The sequence below is a fragment of the Candidatus Methanoprimaticola sp. MG2 genome, from assembly GCF_047501175.1.
Classification (GTDB): Archaea; Thermoplasmatota; Thermoplasmata; order Methanomassiliicoccales; family Methanomethylophilaceae; genus Methanoprimaticola.
Genome location: NZ_JBEQWH010000005.1, coordinates 15677 through 38342, shown reverse-complemented (window position 1 = coordinate 38342; position 22666 = coordinate 15677). Strand labels below are relative to the sequence as shown.

The 22666-nt window shown below is 60.3% G+C and carries 22 protein-coding genes and 1 pseudogene; 10 read left to right on the top strand and 13 right to left on the bottom strand.

Annotated features, from left to right (window positions below; all coding sequences use genetic code 11):
* Positions 1–6 precede the first annotated feature (6 nt).
* The 6 genes from V5D86_RS04995 (at position 7) to V5D86_RS04970 (ending at position 6203) form a co-directional block, all read left to right on the top strand.
* Positions 7–558, top strand: coding sequence for a DUF655 domain-containing protein (locus V5D86_RS04995; RefSeq protein WP_414595601.1), 552 nt, complete (start codon positions 7–9; stop codon positions 556–558).
* Complete coding sequence (rsmA, locus tag V5D86_RS04990; RefSeq protein WP_414595600.1) at positions 555–1340, top strand: 16S rRNA (adenine(1518)-N(6)/adenine(1519)-N(6))-dimethyltransferase RsmA; 786 nt, start codon at positions 555–557, stop codon at positions 1338–1340. Before V5D86_RS04995 ends, rsmA begins: the two co-directional genes overlap by 4 nt.
* Positions 1341–1402: 62 nt before the next feature.
* Positions 1403–2113 (top strand): YczE/YyaS/YitT family protein, encoded by a 711-nt coding sequence (locus V5D86_RS04985; protein ID WP_414595599.1) that lies wholly within the window; start codon positions 1403–1405, stop codon positions 2111–2113.
* Complete coding sequence (locus V5D86_RS04980; RefSeq protein ID WP_414595598.1) at positions 2097–2561, top strand: MarR family winged helix-turn-helix transcriptional regulator; 465 nt, start codon at positions 2097–2099, stop codon at positions 2559–2561. Before V5D86_RS04985 ends, V5D86_RS04980 begins: the two co-directional genes overlap by 17 nt.
* Positions 2562–2591: 30 nt before the next feature.
* Positions 2592–3779: a redox-regulated ATPase YchF gene (locus V5D86_RS04975; RefSeq protein WP_414595597.1), complete on the top strand. Its 1188-nt coding sequence runs from the start codon at positions 2592–2594 to the stop codon at positions 3777–3779.
* A gap of 6 nt (positions 3780–3785) precedes the next feature.
* Positions 3786–6203, top strand: coding sequence for a DNA-directed DNA polymerase (locus V5D86_RS04970; protein WP_414595596.1), 2418 nt, complete (start codon positions 3786–3788; stop codon positions 6201–6203).
* Between the two features lie 80 nt (positions 6204–6283).
* Here V5D86_RS04970 and V5D86_RS04965 read toward each other — a convergent pair whose 3' ends face one another.
* The 4 genes from V5D86_RS04965 to V5D86_RS04950 form a co-directional block, all read right to left on the bottom strand.
* The gene (locus V5D86_RS04965; RefSeq protein WP_414595595.1) at positions 6284–7567 is read right to left on the bottom strand and encodes an ATP-binding protein; all 1284 of its coding nucleotides are present in this window, start codon (positions 7565–7567) and stop codon (positions 6284–6286) included.
* Between the two features lie 213 nt (positions 7568–7780).
* Positions 7781–9106, bottom strand: a complete 1326-nt coding sequence (locus tag V5D86_RS04960) for a TldD/PmbA family protein (RefSeq protein WP_414595594.1) — start codon at positions 9104–9106, stop codon at positions 7781–7783.
* The gene (locus tag V5D86_RS04955; RefSeq protein ID WP_414595593.1) at positions 9103–10509 is read right to left on the bottom strand and encodes a TldD/PmbA family protein; all 1407 of its coding nucleotides are present in this window, start codon (positions 10507–10509) and stop codon (positions 9103–9105) included. Before V5D86_RS04955 ends, V5D86_RS04960 begins: the two co-directional genes overlap by 4 nt.
* Position 10510: 1 nt before the next feature.
* Positions 10511–11599: a M24 family metallopeptidase gene (locus V5D86_RS04950; protein ID WP_414595592.1), complete on the bottom strand. Its 1089-nt coding sequence runs from the start codon at positions 11597–11599 to the stop codon at positions 10511–10513.
* A 173-nt stretch (positions 11600–11772) separates the two neighbouring features.
* Between V5D86_RS04950 and V5D86_RS04945 the strand changes: the two genes are divergently transcribed.
* Both V5D86_RS04945 and V5D86_RS04940 read left to right on the top strand, forming a co-directional pair.
* Complete coding sequence (locus V5D86_RS04945; RefSeq protein WP_414595591.1) at positions 11773–13194, top strand: ATP-binding protein; 1422 nt, start codon at positions 11773–11775, stop codon at positions 13192–13194.
* Between the two features lie 42 nt (positions 13195–13236).
* A complete protein-coding gene (locus V5D86_RS04940) occupies positions 13237–13599 on the top strand; it encodes a hypothetical protein (protein ID WP_414595590.1) in 363 nt (120 codons plus the stop codon).
* 109 nt (positions 13600–13708) lie between these two features.
* On the opposite strand, the gene V5D86_RS04935 is transcribed toward V5D86_RS04940, so the two are convergent.
* Both V5D86_RS04935 and hcp read right to left on the bottom strand, forming a co-directional pair.
* Positions 13709–14515: an aspartate dehydrogenase gene (locus V5D86_RS04935; RefSeq protein WP_414595589.1), complete on the bottom strand. Its 807-nt coding sequence runs from the start codon at positions 14513–14515 to the stop codon at positions 13709–13711.
* A 142-nt stretch (positions 14516–14657) separates the two neighbouring features.
* On the bottom strand, positions 14658–16181 hold the full coding sequence (gene hcp, locus V5D86_RS04930) for a hydroxylamine reductase (RefSeq protein WP_414595588.1): 1524 nt from the start codon (positions 16179–16181) through the stop codon (positions 14658–14660).
* A 68-nt stretch (positions 16182–16249) separates the two neighbouring features.
* On the opposite strand from hcp, the gene V5D86_RS04925 reads away from it, so the two are divergent.
* Entirely contained in the window at positions 16250–16963 is a 714-nt protein-coding gene (locus tag V5D86_RS04925; RefSeq protein ID WP_414595587.1) for a Crp/Fnr family transcriptional regulator, read from the top strand.
* On the opposite strand, the gene V5D86_RS04920 is transcribed toward V5D86_RS04925, so the two are convergent.
* The 6 genes and pseudogenes from V5D86_RS04920 to thiS form a co-directional block, all read right to left on the bottom strand.
* Positions 16909–17547: an HD domain-containing protein gene (locus tag V5D86_RS04920; RefSeq protein ID WP_414595586.1), complete on the bottom strand. Its 639-nt coding sequence runs from the start codon at positions 17545–17547 to the stop codon at positions 16909–16911. The genes V5D86_RS04925 and V5D86_RS04920 overlap by 55 nt on opposite strands.
* Before the next feature lie 74 nt (positions 17548–17621).
* Positions 17622–18239 (bottom strand): thiamine phosphate synthase, encoded by a 618-nt coding sequence (locus V5D86_RS04915; protein ID WP_414595585.1) that lies wholly within the window; start codon positions 18237–18239, stop codon positions 17622–17624.
* Complete coding sequence (gene thiH / locus V5D86_RS04910) at positions 18236–19351, bottom strand: 2-iminoacetate synthase ThiH (protein ID WP_414595697.1); 1116 nt, start codon at positions 19349–19351, stop codon at positions 18236–18238. Before thiH ends, V5D86_RS04915 begins: the two co-directional genes overlap by 4 nt.
* 17 nt (positions 19352–19368) lie before the next feature.
* A complete protein-coding gene (locus V5D86_RS04905; protein ID WP_414595584.1) occupies positions 19369–20142 on the bottom strand; it encodes a thiazole synthase in 774 nt (257 codons plus the stop codon).
* Complete coding sequence (thiF, locus tag V5D86_RS04900) at positions 20135–20914, bottom strand: sulfur carrier protein ThiS adenylyltransferase ThiF (RefSeq protein ID WP_414595583.1); 780 nt, start codon at positions 20912–20914, stop codon at positions 20135–20137. The genes V5D86_RS04905 and thiF overlap by 8 nt, the downstream gene beginning before the upstream one ends.
* Positions 20848–21033: pseudogene (thiS, locus tag V5D86_RS04895) on the bottom strand (sulfur carrier protein ThiS); the annotation flags it as partial. The pseudogene thiS and the gene thiF, both read right to left, overlap by 67 nt.
* A gap of 125 nt (positions 21034–21158) precedes the next feature.
* Between thiS and V5D86_RS04890 the strand changes: the two are divergent.
* Complete coding sequence (locus V5D86_RS04890; protein WP_414595582.1) at positions 21159–21617, top strand: RrF2 family transcriptional regulator; 459 nt, start codon at positions 21159–21161, stop codon at positions 21615–21617.
* Positions 21618–21735: 118 nt separating this feature from the next.
* On the opposite strand, the gene cysK is transcribed toward V5D86_RS04890, so the two are convergent.
* The gene (cysK, locus tag V5D86_RS04885; RefSeq protein ID WP_414595581.1) at positions 21736–22662 is read right to left on the bottom strand and encodes a cysteine synthase A; all 927 of its coding nucleotides are present in this window, start codon (positions 22660–22662) and stop codon (positions 21736–21738) included.
* Positions 22663–22666 lie beyond the last annotated feature (4 nt).

Sequence of the window (22666 nt, the reverse complement as noted above, 5' to 3'; positions counted from 1 at the left end):
ATTCGATTGGAAGACTACGCCTACATACTGGATTTCCTGCCGCAGGGCATACCCGGCGGCAACTTCGGCAAGCGCGAGCCCGTGGCATACGCCGTGGGGGACGAGGAGTTCAAGCTCTTCGAGCTCGTACCGAAGGCCAACGCCCAGGTCATAATAGGCGACAGGGTCTACATCGGGAAGGACACGGCGACGGTCAAGAGGGACGTCATCGACCACGTGAAGAGGCGCATCGGCTTCTCGGAGCTGACCAACAACGCCCAGAGCGAGATCGAGTACGCCATCAAGGACATCGTCCTGGCAAACCAGACAAGATTCATCAGGTTCTTCAACGAGGCCGAGGGGATCAGTCTCCGCAAGCACATGCTGGAGGAGCTCCCCGGCCTCGGAAAGAAGTTCATGACCTCCATCCTCGAGGAGAGGAAGAAGGGCGACTTCAAGGACTTCGCGGACCTGACGGAGCGCACCGGGATAAAGGCCCCGGAGAAGTTCATCATCGATCGCATTTCCCTGGAGATCTCCGATCCCGACAGGAAACGCTATCTTTTCGTCTCGAGATGAGCAGCGCAAGAGAGCTCATGGCCTCTGCCGGCGTCGTGCCGAAGAAGAGCAAGGGGCAGAACTTTCTGATAGACGACCGTGTAGCGGACCGCATCGTCGGCTACGGGGGGATAACCTCCGAGGACAGGCTCCTGGAGGTCGGACCCGGGTTCGGCATCCTGACGGAGCGCCTCGTGAACATGGGCGACTCCCTCACATGCATAGAGCTGGATGTGAAGCTCGCGGAGCACATACGCTCCACGTACGGCGACAGGCTGACGCTCCTGGAGGGAGATGCCGTGAAGGTCCCTTTCCCAGAATTCGACGTCTTCGTGAGCAATCTCCCATACAGCGTCTCGACCCCGATCATATTCAAACTGCTGGAGAACGAGTTCCGCACCGCGGTCGTGATGGTGCAGAAGGAGTTCGCGGACCGCATGATCGCGGACGTCGGAAGCCCCGACTACTCCCGTCTGACCGTCAACCTGTTCTACCATGCGGACTGCGAGATCATGGAGCCCGTCCCCGCGTCCCGCTTCGACCCCAGGCCCAAGGTGGATTCCGCGGTCGTCAAGATCACGCCCCGTCCCGCGCCGTTCGATGTGCTGGACGAGAGGACGTTCTTCAAGGTGACGGAGGCATGCTTCAACCATCGCAGGAAGAAGATAGGCACGTCCCTGAGGAACACAGGGCTGGTGGATTCCGCCGAGGATATCCCATATAAGGACGATAGGATCGAGAGCCTGCGTCCCGCGGAGATCGGCGAGATCGCCGATGCCGTCTTCTCCCTGAATAAGGGCTGATCGAAGCACATCCGGACATCGGATGTGCTCGGATTAAAATACAACATGTTGTATTTATCCGCATGAGCGACCATCTGGCGAGGAGATACTGCATCTTCGCCCTGGGAGTGACGGTCATCTCGATAGGCATCGGGATCATCACCAAGGGCTCCCTGGGGACATCCCCCATCACATCCATACCGTACAGCCTGTCGCTGGTCTTCCCCCAGCTGACACTGGGGAACTTCACCATACTCTTCAGCATACTCCTGATCGCGCTGCAGGGACTCCTGCAGAGAGGGAGAATGGACAGGACCATGAGGATCAACCTCCTCCTGGAGGTCGTGGTGGCCTTCCTCTTCGGATATCTCGTGGATGTCGCGATGTGGCTGTGCTCCGGGTTGAACCCCACCGCATACTGGGAGCAGATCCTGATGGTCTTCGCGGGGATCCCGATCCTCGCCTTCGGCGTCTACCTGCAGATCGTGGCGAACGTTGTCATGGTGCCAGGGGATGGGTTCGCATACGCGCTGACGATGAGATTGAAAAGAAGCTACGGTAAGGTCCGCGTGGCATCCGACACGACGATGGTCGTAATCGCCGCGATCATAGGGATCGTCGGCCTCGGGACGCTGGGCGGCGTCAGGGAGGGGACGGTAATCTGCTGCATCCTCACCGGCCTGGTCGCCAAGCAGTATATGAGGCACCTGTCGGGACTCACGTCGTTGCTCGTCCCGGGGAAGGACCTCGACACGGTAGCGGAAGGGGACAGGGAGAATGCCGTCGGACAATGACATCCTGGACACGGCGAAGCTCATCCGCCTCACGGGGAAGGAGATAGCCAGGAAGAGGGACTCCAACGCATCCAGCCTCGGGCTAACGTCCGCGCAGGCGGACGCGCTGACCTTCATCGAGGACAATCCCGGATGCAGCATATCAGACCTGTCCGAGAACATGGGCGCGACGCATCAGGCCGCGAGGGCCATCGCGGACAGGATGCGTACGAACGGTCTGATCGACATATCCGTCTCCGAGAGCGACGGACGCGTGAGGAACCTTGGCCTGACGCATAAGGGCCGCACGGTGCTGGGTGAGTTCCTGAGGATGGGCGTGGACGTGAACAGGGAACTGTTCGGGAACCTGTCGGATGCGGAGATGTCCGAGCTGCACAGGCTGCTTACATCGGTGAGGGACCACCTGCGATGGCCCATCACCGCACCGTCCTCTGTCGCTACCATTTAACGGCATGACCGCATAGCCCCTGGGGATCACATGCAGATAGGAATCGTAGGGAAGCCGAATGTCGGAAAGTCGACCTTCTTCGGAGCGGCCACCATGGCACCGGTGGAGATCGCAAACTATCCCTTCACCACCATTGAGCCCAACAAGGGCGTCGCATATGTGCGCACACCCTGCCCCTGCAGGGAGCTCGGGGTCCAGTGCACGCCCCACAACTCGCTTTGCGTGAACGGGACCAGGATGGTCCCCGTGGAACTCCTGGATGTCGCCGGGCTCGTCCCGGACGCGTGGCAGGGGAAGGGACTGGGCAACAAGTTCCTGGACGACCTCAGGCAGGCGGACGCGCTGATAAACGTCGTGGACGTCAGCGGGTCCACGGACATCGAAGGGGTGTCCGTCGGAGTGGGCACGCACGACCCAACCGAGGACATAACGTTCCTGAGGACCGAAATCGAGTGCTGGATGCGCGAGATCATCAAGAACGGGTTCTCCAAGATCGCCAGACAGGCCAGGATGCAGGGCTCCAAGCCCGAGGCGATCCTCGCCGAGAGGCTCCAGGGCCTAAAGGTCTCCGAGGCGCAGATCAAGGACGCCCTGCGCGAGGTGCCCCTCCCTGACGATCCCACCCACTGGGACGACGAGACCCTCCTGAAGCTCTGCGGGGCCATCCGCGAGAGGTCCAAGCCCATGATCGCCGCCATGAACAAGTCCGACATCGCCCCTGCGGAGAACTTCGACCGCGTGGCGGCGATCAACAAGCACTGCGTCTCCACCATGGCGGAGACCGAGCTCGCGCTGAAGAAAGCAGCGGCCGGAGGACTCATCGAGTACACCCCCGGGGACGACCACTTCACGATAAAGGACGGGTCCAAGGTCTCCGACGGACAGAAAAAGGCCCTGGACTACATGGCCGAGAACATGAGGAAGTTCGGAGGAACCGGCGTCCAGAAGTGCATAGAGGATGCCGCGTTCGACATGCTGGACCTCATCTGCGTGTACCCCGTCGAGGACGAGACGAAGTACACCGACCATTTCGGAAGGGTGCTTCCCGACGCTTTCCTCGTGCCCCGCGGGAGCACGGCGAAGGACCTGGCGTACAGGGTGCACACCGACCTGGGCGACAAGTTCATCCGCGCGGTCAACGCCAAGACCAAGAGGACCGTCGGGGCCGACTACGAGCTCCAGGACGGGGACGTCATCAGGATCGTCGCCAACAAGTGATTTCCCATGGAGACCGCGGACATCAGGATCATCAGCACGTCGTACACGACGGAAGAGGAGGAGCCCGTAGTGGAGATCTACGGGAAGGCCAGGGACGGGAGGTCGGTGACGGTCCTGGTCCGCGGCTTCAGACCGTACCTGTACGGCGTGGACGTCCCGAAGGCCATGGAGGACCGTCTGAAGGAGGAATCCGAGACAGTGTCCCTCGACCATGTCCCCCTCCTGTACAGGGGGAGGACCGTGGACGCCCTCAGGATAACGATCAAGAGTCCCTGGAAGGTCTCGGACTTCAGGAACAAGCTCCGCAATGCCGGGATCGAGTCCCTCGCATCCGATATCCCGTACAACCACCGCTTCACCTACGACACCGACATGGGGTCGTGCATACGCGTGACCGGGAACGCCGTGACGGAGAGCCGGTACCTCACCGACGCAGTCATCGAGATGGAGTCCTTCGAGACCGTGGAACCGTTCGACCCGGGGCTGCGCATACTGTCCTTCGACATCGAGAACAGCGTCGAGCACGAGTTCCTGTACTGCATCTGCGCCGTCGTCTACGACAGGGACGAGATGCGCGAGTGCCCGCCGATACACGGGACGGAGAAGGAGATCATCACCGCATTCTCCGACCTCATACGCTCCGAGGACCCCGATGTCATAACGGGGTACAACATAGACAACTACGATATCCGCAAGATAGACGAGCGCGCCCGCGCCAACAAGATGAAGGACGCCCTGCCCTGGGGAAGGGACGGAGGGCAGCCGAAGATCCGCAGCGAGAGGTTCTGGAGGGTCAAGGGGAGGATCATCTGCGACGCGTGGTGGGCGGTCAGGAGGGAGCTCCGCCCCAAGCAGGAGACATTGAACGCCGTCTCTAAACAGCTGCTAGGGGAGACGAAGCTGGATGTCGACCCCAGGCACATGGACCAGGAATGGAGGGACAACCGTGACAAGGTCCTGCTGTACTGTGCCAAGGATGCGGAGCTCGCACTCAGGATCCTGAACGAGGTCGACACCCTGAAGAAGGGTATGGACCTCGCGGCCGTGTCGAAGCTCTCCATAGAGGACGTGCTCACCTCGGGGACGTCCCAGCTGGCCGACTCCCTGCTGATACGTGCGGCGGACCGCGCCGGCGTCGCCGTCCCCCAGATGGGGAAGCGCGTCAGGGACGACGACCAGATCGAGGGGGGATACGTGCATGACATCAAGCCCGGACTGTACCACTGGGTCTGCGTCCTTGACTTCAAATCGATGTACCCCTCAACGATCATCGCCAAGAACATATGCTTCACGACGCTGTCCCCCGAGGGCAGCATAGTCGCCCCGTCGGGGACCCGGTTCGTGTCGAAGGACGTCCGCCTCGGACTCCTGCCGAAGATCCTCCAGGACCTCATGGACCAGAGGGACTCCATCAAGAAACGGATGAAACAGACCTCCGACGAGCATGAGAGGCACTATCTGGACGGACTCCAGGGCGCGGTCAAGGTCCTGATGAACACGTTCTACGGCGTGTTCGCATCGTCCTTCTACAGGTTCACGGACAAGAGCATCGGTGCCGCGATAACGTCGTTCGCGAGGGCGAACGTCAAGGGCATCATAGGGGACCTGCAGGGCGAAGGGTACAACGTCGTCTACTCTGACACCGACTCCGTGTTCGTCCAGTCCCCCGAGGGCACGCTGGAAGGATCGGCCGAGTTCGGCAAGAGGATGGCCGACAGGTATTCCCGCGACGGGGGCACGCTGGAGTTCGAGAAGCTCCTGGAGCCCCTGTTCACGCACGGGAAGAAGAAGAGGTACGTCGGGAGGATCGCATGGCCGGTCCCCCAGGAGGAGCTCCTGGTCAGGGGGTACGAGAGCAGGAGGACCGACTCCTTCGACCTGCAGAACAAGCTTCAGACCGAGATGTTCGACTGCATACTCGACGAGAGGAACGATGATGCGCTCGCCCTCGCCAAGAGGACCATCCAGGACACCCTCGCAGGCAGGGTGGACCTTGCCGAGCTGGTGATCTCCAAGACATGCAAGGGCATGGACGCGTACGAGAACCCCGACCGCATGGCCAACGTGCAGGCGGCCAGGAAGCTGATAGAACTGGGATACGAGTTCATCCCCGGGATGAAGGTCTCGTGGATCGTGACGGATGCGAAGGCCGCACCGATGAAGGTGGAACCGTACATCAGCGGCGTGGAGTTCACGGCCAAGCCCGACTACAGATACTACGCCGAGCGCCTCTCCAAGATGGCCGGGATGGTCACCGACGTATTCGGCTGGGACGAGAAGGACCTGATGATGGGGAGCCAGCAGGCCACCCTGCTGGACGGGGGGATGTTCTCGTCGAAGGAGGTCCCGGACAGACCGAAGAGGGACCCTCCGGCGACACCTAAGGCGAAGCCGAAGGTCAGGAGCCTCGACGATTTCTTCTGACCCTTCGGATCCTCGGGGGGTCGTTCGAACCGATGAGCGTGTCCATGTCGACTAGCAGCACCCGAAGCGTTACATCCATTTCAGTTTCTCAGAGCGGTGATCGGTACGACATAGACGTCATCGTCCCGTCTGAAGGCTGCGGACGACATGCCGCATATCACGCACTTGAACACCGGTGGTCCGACGCGCGAATTGCTCCCAATGTAATCGCATACCTTATTGAGGTTGTCCGCACCATCATCCACCTGATAGAATCCCAACTTAATCTCGAATGCGCCCCACCTCCCGTCATTGAGGATGAGTACCGCATCGAGCTCATAACCCTCCTTGTCACGGTAATGATAGAGCCTGCCACCGAGAGCATCGGCATATATCTTCAGATCCCTGTTACACATCGCCTCAAACATGAAACCGTATGTTTCGAGATCGTTCATGAGCATCGAAGGCGTCACCCCCAATGCCGCTATGGCCAACGAAGGATCGACAAAATGCCTCTTCACTGATTTTCCGATGCGATCCTTCGCCCGGAGCCTTGGATTGAACGGCTCGCAATTGTCCGTCAAATGCAATCTCTGAAGATCGTTGAGATATGCATCCAAGGTGGAAGTGCCGATTCCGTATCCCTCATACTCCTGAATATCGGACAGTATCGTCTTCTTGGAGACCACTGTACTCTCGTTTCTTGCCAATGATCTCAACAACATCTGAAACTTGATCTCATCCCTACTTTTATCATTCAGTTTCTTGAGATCGTTCCTGACCACACCATCTATGTAATCCGGAGCTATTTTCAGAGCCTCTGCCTCAGACAGACCCAAACTACCTGGCCATCCGCCGCGTGCGGTCAGGAATACCAGATGTTCCAACCTCACATCCCCAATCATGACATTTTTGAACGAACCATCGAACATCGAACGGATAGTGATCGCTCCTGTGGAATCTCTGGATTCGAAAAGAGACATCGTGCGCATCTTGATGGTAGATATACGCCCTACTCCACTATGGATTATGTCCCCATCATTGGGAGTTGCGGAACCGGTCATTATGAACAGGCCTTTCTCAGGATTTCTACGATCCACATTCGATCTCACTGCATCCCACAATGACGGAACCTCTTGCCATTCGTCTATGGTACGTGGAATTTCACCAGACAACACAAGATCCGGATCCATCATCGCCAGCTTACGATTCTGATACGAATTGGAAGGATCGTCGACCGAGAACATACTCCGGCTGTGATGGAGGGCTGTTCTGGTTTTTCCACACCATTTGGGACCTTCGATGCATATTGCTCCCATGTAACCCAATTTCTCTATGATTGTCTCATCGATGAGACGAGGTAGATATGGTGTCCGATCGTTCATCACAAATCCCAAGATATATCATACATATTTGCAATAAATATTTGGTGGGTGTTTCAACAAGGATTTAGTGGGTGTTTCAACAAGGATTTAGTGGGTGTTTCAAATTTTAATTTTTCTAAAGAAATAAATAATCTTAATTTTTTCTAAATATTGTATATTATTATACAAAAAATTAAAGGAGGAGCCTGGTATCTCGCCCAGACCCCGTTTGAATCAGTTCCCGACGAGTTCGGTACCCGAGAACGACATGGTCGGAACGTTGATCACACCCATCTGGGTGGAATCGGACCCGATCATCTCGATGTTCCTCAATGCCTCGATCATGTTGCCCATTAGGAGCGAGTTGTTCACGATACCGACGACCTCGCCGTTCTTCACGATGTATCCACAACGCACGTTCAGTCCGAACCTTCCGGACAGCTCGTCCGCCTCAGGATTCGCGAACCTCTCGACGAGTATCCCGTCATCGGTCTGCTCTATGATCTGCTCCCTGGTGTACTTCCCGGGAGTCACGGTGAGGTTCAGGGGCTTGACGATGGGCGTCCTCTCGAATGCACCCATGGCCTCCACACTGGACCTGCGCATGCCGTTCCCGGTGCTCGAACCGCAGAAAGAATCCCTGAGGAACGTCCTAAGGACGCCGTCCTCGATGACCGCACGCCTCTCGGTGGGCGTCCCCTCGTCGTCGAACTCGCACGAGAGCGGGGCCGCGACCGTGGGATCGTCGACCATGGTCAGCTCCGGAGAGGCGACCTCCTTCCCTATGGAGTCCTTCCACAGCGATGTACCATACTTGACGTTGTGACCGTTGATCGATGCTCCGAGGGATGTCATCAGCATCTCGCCCAGCTGTCCGGGGGGAAGGATCATGGAGAGCTTCCCATGGCCCTCGAATCCCTTGGCGGATGCGGAATCGCGGGCCTGACGGGCCAGGGACCCGCCGATCCTCTCGACGGGGACGTCGAGATGGGTCCCATGGAAGGTCTCCGCGCCCTCTCCTGGCTGCTCCCCGCGGAACATGGATGTGAAGTGGCCGTAGACCAGCGTACTCCTGTGGGCCGCGTCGACACCGTTGTTGTTCATCACCCGGGAGACGTTGGTCGAGATGCGCACCTGGGCCCGGGGGATCTCGGCATCGCACGAGTCGATCAACCTACGGGCGATGTCCCTCAGGACATCCGGGGTGACCTCCTCGATCCTCCTGTCCCAGACGTCGGGACGGTCGATCCTCCTGGATGCGGGCTCAGCGAACCTCAGCCTCTCCTTGCCCTCGGGCGAGAACCTCAGGACGGTCTCGGCCATCCTGACGCACTCCGGGACAGAGATGTCCCCGGAGAGGTTGACCGATGCCTTCCCCTGGCGCCCGCCGTCGGCCATCCTGACCATCAGCCCGGACTCGCGCTTGGTCTCGATGTTGCTTATCCTGGTCCCGTCGATGTAGACGGTATGGATCACCGCCTCGGAACCGTAGGCCTCGGCCTGCTCGTAGCCGTCGACGGCCCTCAGGGCCTTCTCGACATGGAAGTCTAGGTCGCTCACTGGCCTCCCCCCACGATCATCCTGGCACGCATGTACGGGCCTCCGGTGGAGACCCTGACCCAGTCCTCGATGCCCTTCCCGCACATGCCGCCATCGAGGAGGACCTCGTTGGTCAGTGCGTCCGCGGACGACAGGATGTCGATCGACTTGCCTGTGAGCGTGAACGACTGCACGGGCTTCACGATCTCCCCGTTCCTGATGAGGTATCCGCGTAGACACTTGGCCTCGAAGCATCCCCCGACGGGATCCTCCATGCCGTTGAGCATCTTGTCGCAGAGGATGCCTTCCTTGGTGTCGGCTATGAGCTCGTCCTTGTCCCAGTCGCCGGGACCGAAGAACGTGTTCGTCATCCTGACCCAGACCCTCTTGCCGCTGTTCTCCGCCCTCCCGTTGCCGGTGGGATGGACCCCCAGACGGGAGGCGGTCTCGAGGCTGTGCATGTAACCCTTGTACTCGCCATGGTCGATGATCGTCACCCTGGACGATGGCGTGCCCTCGTCATCGAACGGGATGGAGCCGTGCGCTCCCGCGACGGTCCCGTCATCGTACATCGTGATGAGGTCCGATGCGACCTTCCGTCCGACGGCGTCTGTGAGGAAAGAGCGCCTCTTGGTGATCTCGTCGCCTTCGGAGGCATGGCCCATGGCCTCATGTGCCAGCAACCCGGACACCATGGGATCAGAGATGACCGTCATGTTCCCGGAAGGGGCCCTGTCCGCACCGAGCGTGACGATCGCCTCGCGTGCCGCGCCCCTGCCGATCCCCTCCAGGTCGGCGTCCCTGACGACCTCGAAACCCTTCGTGCTGTCAGGACCGTCGTAGTACTGCTCCATCCTCTGACCGTCGGCCGCGATGGACATCGCCCTGCACAGGGTGCGGACCTCCTCCCAGCTCAGGTCGGAGCCCGCGGAGTTCACGAGGGCGTTGGTCTTGATCTCCTCGGAATAGGCTCCGGCGCGGTTGATTATACGGTCGTCGATGGCCTGGGCCCTGTCGATGTCCAGTGCGGCCTGGATCTTCTCCGTCAGATCGACGGAATCGGGGTGTATCCTGACCTTCGCCCTGTGGTCCCCTCTGACGACCGCCGGCTCCAGTTCCAGCCCGGGGATCCCGTCCCCCTTCGCATTCGCGGCCGCCTCCTCGGCCGCCCTGAGGACCGCCTCCCTGTCGAAGGATGTGGACGTCCCGTAGCCCCAGCGTCCGCCTGACCATGCCCTCAGGCACACGCCGCCGGTGCTCTTCTGGACCAGCTGCTTCAGGTCGCCGTTGATGGTGCTGGCCCCTGTCACGCGAACGGTCTGCGAACGGGCATCGGCGAAATCCGCTCCGAGATCGCGCATCCTCTCCACCGCGAGGTGGAGGACATCCTGGGCCTCCTGGGCCTTGATGGATACCGATTCCATCTCAGATCACCGTGAATGAGTGGTCGAACGACGTGAGAACCTCTGACCCGCTCTCGGTCACGAGGACGGTGTCCTCGATCCTGATCCCGCCCACACCGGGAATGTAGATCCCCGGCTCCGCGGAGACTATGTTGCCGGCGCGCAGTATCTGCTCGGACCTCGGGGAGACGGAGATGTGCTGATGCACGTCCTGACCGATCCCGTGGCCGAACGAGTGGATGAACCTGCCCTTGAACTCGGACTCGTCGATGACCTTCCTTGCCGCGAGGTCCGCGGCGCTGGCGTTGGCACCGTCGCGGTACTCCGCGATGCCCGCCTGCTGAGCCTCCAGGACCACCGCGTACGCCCTCTCGAGGATCTCGGGAGGCCTTCCGAGGAACACCGTGCGCGTCATGTCCGAACAGTATCTGTCGTACTTGGTCCCGAAATCGAACAGCGCGGCATCCCCCTTCCTCAGCCGATAGTCGCAGGGCATGTGATGGGGCTGCGACGAATACGCCCCGAACGCCGCGATCGTGTCGAATGCGTTTCCCGTCCCTCCGAGCTCGCGCATCCTGTTGTCCATCCTGGAGGCGACCTCCTTCTCGGACACCCCCTCCGAGAGCATGTCGGGGATCTCCGCGGCGACCTTGGACGAGATCGCACACGCCTTGCGGGTAGCCTCGATCTCCTTGGCATCCTTCACCGATACGGTGTTCCCGATCGCATCGGTGGCGTTGACGACCTCGATGTCCTCGGCCACCTTCTTCACGTACTCCGCGGCCGCGTATGTGACGTTGTTGACGTTGAACCCGACCTTCCTGCACCCCTTCAGGGCGTCCTTGATGAACTGGGCGCGCTCCTTCCCGTCGTGATAGACGTGGATGTTCCCCTTGCCGTCATGTGCCCCCTCCTCCTCGAGGATGCTCACGATCACATCGAGCTGTCCCCCGGGACCCACGATGGCGAAGCTTCCCTCGAATGTCCCCGACGTCTGTTCCGTCAGGTACCAGAAGGCCGAATCCAGGAACGGCTCCCCATCGTTGGCTATGACGACGGCATCCATGCCGTCGGCGTTCTCCATGAGCCTCTCGGCCCTCGTCCTCTGCATGGGAGGGTGATTGTAAACGCTGTTATTAGGCATGATGCCCGATAGTTCATGGATGTATCAGGAACGCATCGGATCGTGCATGTAGATTTTTACATATTTCTGTAATAATTTCATTTTTACATATTTTTGTAAAAATGAAAAACAATATAAACAGTGGGGGAAATCTGGGAATTATGGACGCGAACGACCAGTTCTTCGGCAGGATATCCGAACTCACTAGGCTCGAATCGATCTATTCGGCACCGGGCAGTGGAACCTGCATCGTCCTTGGTCGTAGGCGTATCGGCAAGAGCACGCTCCTGGAGAGGTTCTGCGAGGACAAGCACAGCCTCTACATACAGTTCTCATCCGGAGCCACTATGGAGAGCCAGCTGGAGATAATGGCGACCAACATATCGACCCTACTGGGTGAGGAGGAGATCCACTTCGACACCTTCGGAGATGCCATGGACGCCATCGGCGACATCTGCAAGAACAGGAAAACAGTAATCGTTTTCGATGAGTTCCCGTATCTGGTGGAATGTGCGAAGGATGTGTCGGGCAGAGTGAAGGATTTCCTAGACCTTGTCCTCAAGAGAACGGACTCCATGTTCATCATCTGCGGGTCCGTGATGTCCGTGATGATGAATGAGGCAGCCGATCCCTCCAGGCCGCTGTTCCAGAGATTCGACAACATCATGACTCTGGCCCCTCTGCCGATAGAGGATTGCAGAGGTTTCCACCCGAACCTGAGCGAGAGTGAGCTCATGGATGTATACCTGATGTTCGGAGGGATCCCCAGATTCCATAGGAAGATGTCCGGAATGTCCTATGACGACATCCTCGTCCAACTGGCGATGGACTCCGACTGGATGTCGATGGAGGCCAACCTGCTCATCCGCTCCGAATTGAACAATCCCGATGCACATGAGAGAGTGGTGGATGCCATAAGCAACGGTAGGACGACGGCAACGGACATAGCCAACGGGGCAGGACTGCCCATATCCACCTGCGACAAGTACCTGGACGATCTCGTCCGTATAGGGATCGTCGGAATCAGAAAACCAATGATGGGGGCGAGCACCAGGCCCAACTACTACATCCTGGACAGCATCACGGCATTCCACAGGGAGATTCTCAGCAAGAACGGGTCCAGACTCAGATACAGGGACAGGGACAGACTGGCCCAGGCCCTCAGGGAGGATGTGGCGACGTTTCTCGGAAAGAGATTCGAGATCCTGTGTACAGACTTCTTCTCCAGGAACTATCTGTGCGACGAGATTGGCAGCTGGTGGGGGAAAATCGATGGGGAGGACACGGACATCGATGTCGTGGCGATTGCAATCGATGATAATGGGCTGAGGAGACAGGTGTTCGGTGAGTGCAAGCACAGGATGAAACCCGTCACATGGGCGACGTTGAACGAGCTTCAGGACAAGGTCAAGCACTTGAGGAACGTCGTCAACCCCACGCTCGTGCTGTTCTCATGGTCGGGATTCAAGGAGAACCTCCTTGACGATTCCGAAGATATGGGGGTCATGCTCATCGGACTCGATGCGCTGACCGGAAGGGAAAAAGCGCCTCCCCTGCCACCGATCCCATCGAAGGTGGCGTGATCCCACACAAATTAACTGATAATTTACTAACCGGACCTCCTGGTGATACAGGAGGTCACCGATCCACGCACCTGCGGCGACATAATCAGCACCATATCACACAGATGCATCAAATCCGGGGACATAGCCACGAGGATCGGAAAATCCATCGAAGTCGCGACGAAATACATCTCTGACCTGAAAATCACGGGGACCCTGAGGAAGTCATATCCCGTCGATAGGATGGAGGGCAGGATCGCCCGCTACGAGCTGTATGGTGATCTCCTGACGTTCTACCATCGTCAAATGAGCCTGATCGGCGATGCCGTGTCCGATGAAGAGAGAGGGGGCGCTGCCCGGAAGGTGCTGAGGACCACGAGAACGACTTCGGGTTCATCTTCGAAAGGATCTGCACCCAATGTCTAAAGGAAACCTGGGACGGAAAAGCGGAGAGATGATGGGGACGAGAGACACACCCGAAGATGGGGTGATGAATGGTTGGATGACGGTCCGGGTCGTCCCCGGACCGCCGGGATCATATCCCGATCCACTCGTTCCCGACGATCCTCTCCAACGCGGATATGGCCGAGAGGGATGCGAGATAGGAGGTCTTCGGATTGTCCGGGGACGGGACGTTGTATGTGTGACAGGTCATCTCGCCGAACTCTCCCTTGATCCTGAGCTCGTGCGAGTTGCTGTGGGTGGCGGGATCCAGGACGATCTTGACCTTGGTCCTGTCGAACCCCACGCCCAGAAGGGCCACTGTGGCGGCGACGTTGATGTTCTTGGGGAAGAACCTGACCGCATCCCTGGCCGTTCCGGAGAAGATGATGGTAGGCTCCTTCACCTTGTCTACGTCGATGCCGTGATCGATGATATAGGGGACCCCCTCCAGGCTCTTCGGGCCCTTGATCGTGATGAGCTCCACCTCGTCCAGCCTCCCGACCGCAGACGAACGGAGACCATCCGTCCCGCAGATCGCACCGGACGGGATGAAGATCTTGGCCTCGGCCTGGTTCGCCTTCGCCCTGACCATGCTCCTGAAGTCATCGTCCACCAGGGCCCCGACGGACATGACCATCATGTCCACCCCTCTGGACACGACCTTCGGGATTATGTCCTTGGCGGCGACCTGCGAGGCGGCCTCGATGACCAGGTCGCAGTGATACAGCTCCTCCTCCACGTTGTCCACCACGATTGCCTTCTTCAGCTGTGCTGCAAGGTCCTCCGCGAGCGGCCTCTCCATGTCCATGAGGTAGATCCTCTTGACCTCGGGAATCTCATCAGCGGCGCGGGCGAGCTTCGACCCGATGGAACCGCATCCTACGATCGTTATGCGCATGAGCGCCCTTACCAGACGGACGGTATTAAGGGTTTTGCGAGAGTCGCTGGAATGAGACGCGCATAACGCCCGAAATCCGTAGATATTTTTCGAAATTGTTTGTCATCCCGACGGAATCCGTAGAAACCGCCGGGATGATCGATCAGCTCAGCATGTTCCTGAGGTCCGCCTCCGGGTCCGATATCGGATGGATGTCGTACTCCTTCACCAGGATGTCCAGTACCGCAGGGGACAGGAATGCCGGGAGGGACGGCCCGAGATAGATGTTCCTGATGCCTAGATGGAGGAGGGTCAGCAGTATGCACACCGCCTTCTGCTCGTACCACGACAGGACCATGTTCAACGGAAGCTCGTTGACGCCGCATCCGAACGCCTCGGAGAGCGCCACCGCGACCTTGATGGCCCCGTATGCGTCGTTGCACTGACCCATGTCCATCATGCGCGGGAGTCCCGCCACGGTGCCCATGTCCATGTCGTTGAACCTGTACTTCCCGCATGCAAGGGTCAGAACGACGGAATCGGAGGGGGTTGCCTTCACGAAGTCCCTGAAGTAGCTCCTCTCCGCCCTCGCACCGTCGCATCCTCCGACCAGGAAGAAATGCCCGATCTGACCGGACCTCACTGCCTCTATCACCTTGTCCGCCACCGAGAGCACGAAACCGTGTCCGAACCCCGTGTGGAGGACCTCTCCCGTGTCCGTGGCCTCCGCGAACCCTCCCAGCTCCAGGGCCCTCTCTATGACTGGCGAGAAGTCCCTGTCATCGCCTATGTGGGAGGCGCCGGGGAACTGGACGGGACCGGTGGTGAACACCCTGTCCCTGTACGAGGGCGCGGGAGGCACTATGCAATTGGTGGTGAACACGACCGCTGCGGGCACCCCGTCGAGCTCCTTCCTCTGATTCTGCCAGGCGGTACCGTAGTTCCCTCTGAGATGGTCGAACCTCCTCAGCTCCGGATACGCATGTGCCGGGAGCATCTCCCCATGGGTGTACACGGAGATCCCCTTGCCCTCGGTCTGCTCCAGGATGGCCTTCAGGTCCTCCAGGTCGTGTCCGGTGACGATTATCGCAGGACCGGCGACGACATCGCGCGAGACCGTCACCGGCGAAGGGACACCGAACCTCGATGTGTTGGCTGAGTCCAACATGGCCATGCACACGAGGTTCGCCTTCCCGACAGCCATCACTGCCGGGAGAAGTCCCTCCGCACCCATGTCCGATCCTATGGCGCGCAATGCCTCGAACATCGTCGAATCGACCTCCTCGTCCGTCCTGCCGAGGACCTCCGCGTGATATGCGTAGGCGGCCATGCCGCGGACCCCGAAAAGTATGAGGGATTTCAACGAACGGATGTCCTCCTGCGCGATCCAGACATCCGACATCCGGATCTCGTTCCTTCCGCCGGAGATCCCCCTGACGTCCGAGATCATGGACCTTATGCTGTCTGCATCGAAGTCCACGTTGGTCAGAGTGGCGAAGAGGGCCTTCCTCACGATCGGGCACACGCCCTCGGACGGCCCGACCGTCCTGGCCAGTCCCACGAGCGCTCCCGTCAGCTCGTCCTGGAGCATCGCCACCTCGGAGGTCTTGCCGCAGACCCCTGCCTTACCCGTACAACCGCTCCCGCCGGCGGTCTGCTCACACTGGAAACAAAACATCTCTGTCATTCGTATCACCGATTCTGAAATCATTTCGATGTGTTGATTATATAATGGATGTGTTGTTTATACAACATATGAGCGGTGCGATCAAGACACTTCGGAACACGGGGCTGTTCCGTGGGATATCCGATGAGGAGATCGAGGCCATGTGCAGATGCCTCGAAGCCGAGAGATACAGATACAGGCCGGGGGAGTTCCTGTTCAGGAGCGGGGACTCCGCGGACTCCCTGGGGATCGTCCTGGAGGGGAAGGTCGAGATAATCAAACAGGACTGGTGGGGGAACAGGACCCTGCTGGCCACCCGCAACGTCGGGGACATCCTGTGCACCGAGTACGCATGCGTGCGCGGGGAGAACATGGATGTCAGCGTGGTGTCCCCGGAGCAGTCGGAGGTCATGTTCTTCGACATATCCAGGGTGACCACGATGTGCCCCACGTCCTGCAGATTCCATTCGAGGCTCGTGAGGAACCTCGTCCAGGTCCTTGCGGAGAGCTCCCTCTCCCTCAACAGGAGGCTGGACCAGATGTCCAAGAGATCGACCCGCGACAAGGTCTGCGCACTGCTGTCGGACCAGGCCAGACTCTCCGGGTCCAACGAGTTCGTCCTATCGATGAACAGACAGGAGATGGCGGACCATCTCGGTGTGGACCGCAGTGCCCTGTCCTCCGAACTGGGCAGGATGCAGAGGGACGGTGTTATCGAGTTCTCCAAGAACCGCTTCGTCCTTAAGACTCAGCGACGGCCGTCCCACTCGGACATGAACTCGTCCAGGAAGCCGAGCATGTAGTCGTGACGGGCCTGGGCCATCCTCTTCGCAGAAGGGGTGCCCATCATGTCCTTCAGGAGCAGCAACTTCTCGTAGAAGTGGTTCACGGACGTGCCGCGGTTGGCGAAGTACTCGGCCTCGTCCATGTCCGCCTTGAACCCCTCTCCGGGGATGTGCATCGCGCGCCCCTTGCTCCCGCCGTATGCGAACGCACGGGCGATGCCTATCGCGCCGATGGCATCCATACGGTCCGCGTCCTGGACGATCCTGCCCTCGAGGGTGTCGGGGACGACCGAGTCGACACCTTTGAACGAGATCTGGGAGATTATCCTGCAGACCGTCTCCTGGACGTCATCCGGGATCGATTCGGAGGTCATGAAGCGACGGGCGTTGGCGTGATCCTCGGTATTGAAGATCTTGCGGTCGTCCGCATCGTGCAGTATCGCGGCGAGGCGGACGATGTCCTCGTCCCCGCCCTCCTCTGAACATATCCTCACGGCGAGGTCGTGGACGCGCATGGAATGATAGAAGTCGTGACCGCTGCTGTCGCCCTCGAAGAGCCCGCGGATGTAGTCGTATGCACGGTCGAAGACTGCCTCGTCCATGCCCGGGACATCGCATACGAGATATTAGGCCTGACGGCCTTCGGTGCGAGCCCTTGTCCTCTGGGATGTGTTTCTCACAGGTATGCACGACCGGACATCCCGGAAGATCGCACCCCGGAGTTGACCGCGAATCTCAGGATCAGCCCCGATGGGTCGTCCGCGACCATCATCGAGGACATCACCGCCACACCGTGGGCACCGGCGGAGATCGCATCCCCGCAGTTCTCGGGAGTGATGCCGCCTATCCCGTAGACCGGGACATCCACGGATGAGCACACGTCCCTCAGGAACGCCAGCCCCCTCGGCTCCGAATCCTTGCAGGCGGTGGCGAACACGTGTCCTGCGATCACGTAGTCCGCGCCCAGGGACTCGGCCTCCACGGCCTCCTCCTTCGAGTGCACCGACGCTCCGACCAGTTCGAACCCCGAGACATCCGTACCGCGGAGCACCCCCATCGGAAGATGTACCCTCCCTATCCCGAGGTCCCTGGCTACCTCCACATGGGTGTTCACCGAAAGCGGGACACCGTGCCTCTCGCAGATCCCGAGACACCTCGATGCCAGATCGCGATACTCCGCGACGGTGAGGTCCTTCTCCCTCAGGACCACCATCTCCGGCCCGGCCTCCGCGATGAGCTCCATCTGTTCCAGGAACGGCCTCCCGCAGAGGGCCCTGGATGTCACGACGATCATAGGCGGCATCCCGTGCGCACGTAGTCGGCCATCACGGGCTGCAGCCCGTTGGACCTCAGCGCGTCCACGACATCGTCGACGCCCCTCGGGTCGGATATCACGAACTGACCCTCTCCGTGCCCGGAGTTGCTGTGCTCGCCTATCCCCACGCTGACTCCCGCGGAGATCTTGGTGGCCGACAGGCCCACGATCCCGTCCCTGAACCCGGGGCGCTCCCTCGTGGATATCGTCTGTCCGGCGAACGGCAGGAAGATCCTGTATGCCAGGGACACCTGGAGCAGCTGCGCCTCCGTGACCCCTGCGGTCTGATCGAGATGCGCCGCGGGACGGAGCCTCGGAAGGGACATCGAGATCTCGGCCGCCGGGAACCTCCTCTGCACGAGCGAGGCATGCAGTCCGCAGCAGAACGCGTCCCTCCTGAAGTCCCCTAGGCCCAGCAACGCTCCGAATGCGACCCCGCGCATCCCTCCGCGGAGGGCGCGCTCCTGCGAGTCGAAACGATACGAAAAGACGGACTTGGGACCGGTCGGATGCAGCTCGTCGTACCTCTCCGGGTCATAGGTCTCCTGGAAGACGGTGACATAGTCCGCACCCGCCTGCTGGACCCGCTCGTAGTCCTCGGTGTTCATTGGGAACACCTCGATCCCGACGACGGCGAACCTCTCGGCGGCCAGACGCACGCAGTCGCACACGTACTGCACATCCGATTTCGACGGGGACTCCCCGGTCAGGAGCAGCACCTCCTCCAGCCCCGTGGCCTTTATCGCGTCCAGCTCCCTGGCCACCGAGTCCAGGTCGAGTCTGAGACGGTCTATGCTGTTCCTGCAGTTGAACCCGCAGTAGACGCACCCGTTCACACAGTAGTTGGACACGTACAGAGGCGTGAACATGCAGACCGAGTTCCCGAAGTGGTCCCTCGTCAGGGTCTTCGCGCGGGCGGCCATCTCCTCCAGGAGAGGCTCCGCCGCAGGCGACAGCATGGCCGCGAACCCCTCGACGGACGGCTCGGAGCGTATGGCCCTGCGTACATCCGATTCCGTGTATGAGGACGGGTCGAACCGCTCCCCTGCACCCAGGACCGCATCGCGGATGTCCGAGTCGATGACCTCCATCCCGGGGAGGTAGTCCCTCAATCCTGTCCCCCCAGGAATCCCGTGAGGGGGCTGGATGCCTCCGCACGCCCCTCCAGTACCCTTCCGGTACCCGAGAGGTATGCCAGACGTCCGGCCTCGATCGCCAGCCTGAATGCGCGGGCCATGCCCGGCACGTCGCGGGCGGTCGCCACCGCGGTGTTCGCCATGACGGCAGCACATCCCATCTCCATCGCCTCGCACGCCTGGGAAGGCTTACCGATGCCCGCATCAACGATGACCGGCACGTCCAGCTCCTCCACCATCATGCGAACGAAATCCCGGGTCAGAAGCCCGCGGTTGGTACCGATGGGCGCTCCGAGGGGCATGACCGCGGCCGCCCCTGCGTCCGCCATGTCCCTCGCGGCCGTGAGGTCCGGCATCATGTACGGCATGGGGATGAATCCCTCGTCCGCCAGCATGCCAACCGCCTTGACCGTCTCCCCGTTGTCCGGGAGGAGATACTTGGAATCACGTATGATCTCGATCTTGACGAAATCCCCGCATCCCAGCTCCCTCGCGAGCCTGGCTATGCGGACCGCCTCCTCCGCGCTCCTTGCCCCGGAGGTGTTCGGGAGCAGGGTGATACCCTCGGGCATGCTGTCCAGGACGTTGCCCTCGCCCTTGGCGCCTGCGCGCCTGACCGCAAGGGTCGCCATCTCCACTCCGCCCTCCTCGATGACCCTGCGGGTCATGTCTAGCGAGAACTTCCCGGATCCCAGGATGAACCTGGAATTGAACCTGTGTCCACCTATGATTAGTTCGTCAGTCATTCTGTTGCCCCTTCTTGATCATACTTCCCACCAGCTCTGGCGGGACCTTGATGAACATCGGTGTGTCCTCCTGTTTCATCCTCAGCCTGTCGGATGCGATCCGCTGACGGTCGCCATCCCTCTCGAGGAGCAGACGGATCACCGTGGATGCCATGTGTCCCGCGCACACGGACACGCGTGCGACGTTGAGCCCCTCGCCGTCGGAGACATCGGACATGCCGTCGCCGCAGACGTAGAACCTGGACAGCGCCCTGTACGAGATGATCTCATTGGGGTCGCCGTACCCTGCCATGCCGGAGCACCCGACCATCACCACATCGTCCGAGGAGGACAGGATGGTCTCGGTCAGCATGGACTTCTGTTCCGGGTCGTCGAACGCCTCGCAGACGATCGTGCATCCCCTGAACACCGGAAAGGCGTTGTCGGGATCCAACCTCGTATCATGGATGTCCAGACGCACGTCCGGGTCGATCTCCCTGAGTATCTCCGAGAGGGCTTCGACCTTCGGCATGCCTATGTGCCTGGGAAGATACGCCTGACGGGCGATGTTGCTCCTGTCCACAGCATCGAAATCGGCCAGGACCAGGTCCCTGACCCCGGAACGGACGAGCATGACCGCGACGTTGGAGCCCATCCCCCCGAGCCCAGCGATGCCGACGCGGACATTTCCGAGGATGCTCTGGATGGACATCGTCCGCCTCCGACGAAGGACACGACCTCCATCCTCTCCCCGTGCCTCAGGACACGCTCCGACAGCCTGGCCCTCGGACATATCTCGCCGTCGATCTCCACCGCTATGCGGGATGTGTCGAAACCCATGGACATCACCGCATCGAGAGCGGTGGATCCCTCCGGAAGCTCGATACGGGAATCGTTGACGATGACCTTCATACAGGTGAATCCGTGTCCTGCGCTTAAGGTATCGCATGCCGGTCTGGCTCATGCGATATGATGTGGCCTTTCCCCGGGATCGTCTCGGCAGAATTCATATAATATTGGTATGATATGGCATGACGATGAAGGTCTCTACACGGGGAAGGTATGCACTCCGCATCATGCTGGACATCTCCATGCACAGCAGCGAGGGCCCCGTGAGCTTCAAGGACGTGTCCCAGAGGCAGGACATCTCGTTCAAGTACATGGAACAGATCGGCGCGCTCCTGACCCGTGCAGGATTCCTCAAGAGCGTTCGCGGGGCCCAGGGAGGCTACTATCTCGTCGGAACGCCCTCGGACTACACCGTCGGGAAGGTCCTCAGGGTCACCGAGGGACAACTCAGCCCCGTGTCCTGCGTGGAGGAGGGCGCCGACGACTGCCCCAGAAGCGCGGACTGCCTCACCCTCCCCTTGTGGGAGAAGCTGAACGGTGCCATCCTGGACGTCATCGACAACATGACCCTCCAGGACCTCATCGACATCGGGAAGGAGAGGCGCATCATCCACATCGACAACGCCATGGAGCGAGCCCTTCCCTGATTCTATCTCTGACAGGCCGACGGTTCCGACCGCGATGGCCACCCGATAGTGCATCCGGAAAATGATCCCCGGACCGTCCGAGGAGGATCGGACGGCCCGAGATGTGTGTTTCGTATGCTCACTGATCGAACATGGGCGAGGACAGGTATCTCTCGCCGGTGTCGGCCAGGAGGGCGACGATGGTCTTGCCCTCGTTCTCGGGCCTCCTCGCGAGCTGCAGTGCGGCCCATACGGCCGCCCCGGACGAGATCCCGACGAGGACCCCCTCCTTCCTTGCGACTGCACGTCCGGTCTCGAACGCATCCTCGTCCCTCACGCGGATGACCTCGTCGTAGATCCCGGTGTCCAGCACATCCGGGACGAACCCCGCGCCGATGCCCTGTATCCTGTGGGGTCCCGCATGGCCCTCGGAGAGCACGGGGGACCCGTCGGGCTCCACGGCGACGACCTTCAGGTCGGGGTTCATGGACTTCAGGAACTGTCCTACACCGGAGACCGTCCCGCCCGTTCCGACCCCTGCGACGAAGATGTCGACCTTCCCATCGGAATCCTCCCAGATCTCGGGTCCGGTCGTGGACCTGTGGACGATCGGGTTCACCCTGTTGATGAACTGTCCGGGCTGGAAGCTGTCCGGGATCCCGGCGGCCAACTCCTCCGCCTTGGCGATGGCGCCCTTCATCCCCTTCGCACCCTCGGTGAGGACGAGCTCCGCACCGTACGCCCTCAGTATGTTCCTGCGCTCGACGCTCATGGTCTCGGGCATGGTCAATATGATCCTGTACCCCTTGGCCGCCGCGATCGATGCAAGACCGATGCCGGTGTTGCCGGACGTGGGCTCTACGATCACGGACCCCTCCTTCAGGAGCCCCTCCCTCTCGGCCGCCTCGATCATCCCCTTCGCGATCCTATCCTTGACGCTTCCCGCGGGATTGAACAGCTCGAGCTTGACGACGACCCTCGCCTTCGCGTCGTTCTCCTTCTCCATCCTTCTCAGTTCGAGCAGGGGCGTGTGCCCCACCAGCTCGGTCACGCTCGTGTGTATCACTTTC

Bases quoted from the DNA above. Each gene is read 5' to 3' on its own strand.
- rsmA (WP_414595600.1), top strand. From the start codon at position 555: ATGAGCAGCGCAAGAGAGCTCATGGCCTCTGCCGGCGTCGTGCCGAAG.
- V5D86_RS04985 (WP_414595599.1), top strand. From the start codon at position 1,403: ATGAGCGACCATCTGGCGAGGAGATACTGCATCTTCGCCCTGGGAGTG.
- V5D86_RS04980 (WP_414595598.1), top strand. From the start codon at position 2,097: ATGCCGTCGGACAATGACATCCTGGACACGGCGAAGCTCATCCGCCTC.
- V5D86_RS04975 (WP_414595597.1), top strand. From the start codon at position 2,592: ATGCAGATAGGAATCGTAGGGAAGCCGAATGTCGGAAAGTCGACCTTC.
- V5D86_RS04970 (WP_414595596.1), top strand. From the start codon at position 3,786: ATGGAGACCGCGGACATCAGGATCATCAGCACGTCGTACACGACGGAA.
- V5D86_RS04965 (WP_414595595.1), bottom strand. From the start codon at position 7,567: ATGAACGATCGGACACCATATCTACCTCGTCTCATCGATGAGACAATC.
- V5D86_RS04955 (WP_414595593.1), bottom strand. From the start codon at position 10,509: ATGGAATCGGTATCCATCAAGGCCCAGGAGGCCCAGGATGTCCTCCAC.
- V5D86_RS04950 (WP_414595592.1), bottom strand. From the start codon at position 11,599: ATGCAGAGGACGAGGGCCGAGAGGCTCATGGAGAACGCCGACGGCATG.
- V5D86_RS04945 (WP_414595591.1), top strand. From the start codon at position 11,773: ATGGACGCGAACGACCAGTTCTTCGGCAGGATATCCGAACTCACTAGG.
- V5D86_RS04935 (WP_414595589.1), bottom strand. From the start codon at position 14,515: ATGCGCATAACGATCGTAGGATGCGGTTCCATCGGGTCGAAGCTCGCC.
- hcp (WP_414595588.1), bottom strand. From the start codon at position 16,181: ATGACAGAGATGTTTTGTTTCCAGTGTGAGCAGACCGCCGGCGGGAGC.
- V5D86_RS04925 (WP_414595587.1), top strand. From the start codon at position 16,250: ATGAGCGGTGCGATCAAGACACTTCGGAACACGGGGCTGTTCCGTGGG.
- V5D86_RS04920 (WP_414595586.1), bottom strand. From the start codon at position 17,547: ATGGACGAGGCAGTCTTCGACCGTGCATACGACTACATCCGCGGGCTC.
- V5D86_RS04915 (WP_414595585.1), bottom strand. From the start codon at position 18,239: ATGATCGTCGTGACATCCAGGGCCCTCTGCGGGAGGCCGTTCCTGGAA.
- thiH (WP_414595697.1), bottom strand. From the start codon at position 19,351: ATGGAGGTCATCGACTCGGACATCCGCGATGCGGTCCTGGGTGCAGGG.
- V5D86_RS04905 (WP_414595584.1), bottom strand. From the start codon at position 20,142: ATGACTGACGAACTAATCATAGGTGGACACAGGTTCAATTCCAGGTTC.
- thiF (WP_414595583.1), bottom strand. From the start codon at position 20,914: ATGTCCGAGGGCCAGGCTGTCGGAGCGTGTCCTGAGGCACGGGGAGAG.
- V5D86_RS04890 (WP_414595582.1), top strand. From the start codon at position 21,159: ATGAAGGTCTCTACACGGGGAAGGTATGCACTCCGCATCATGCTGGAC.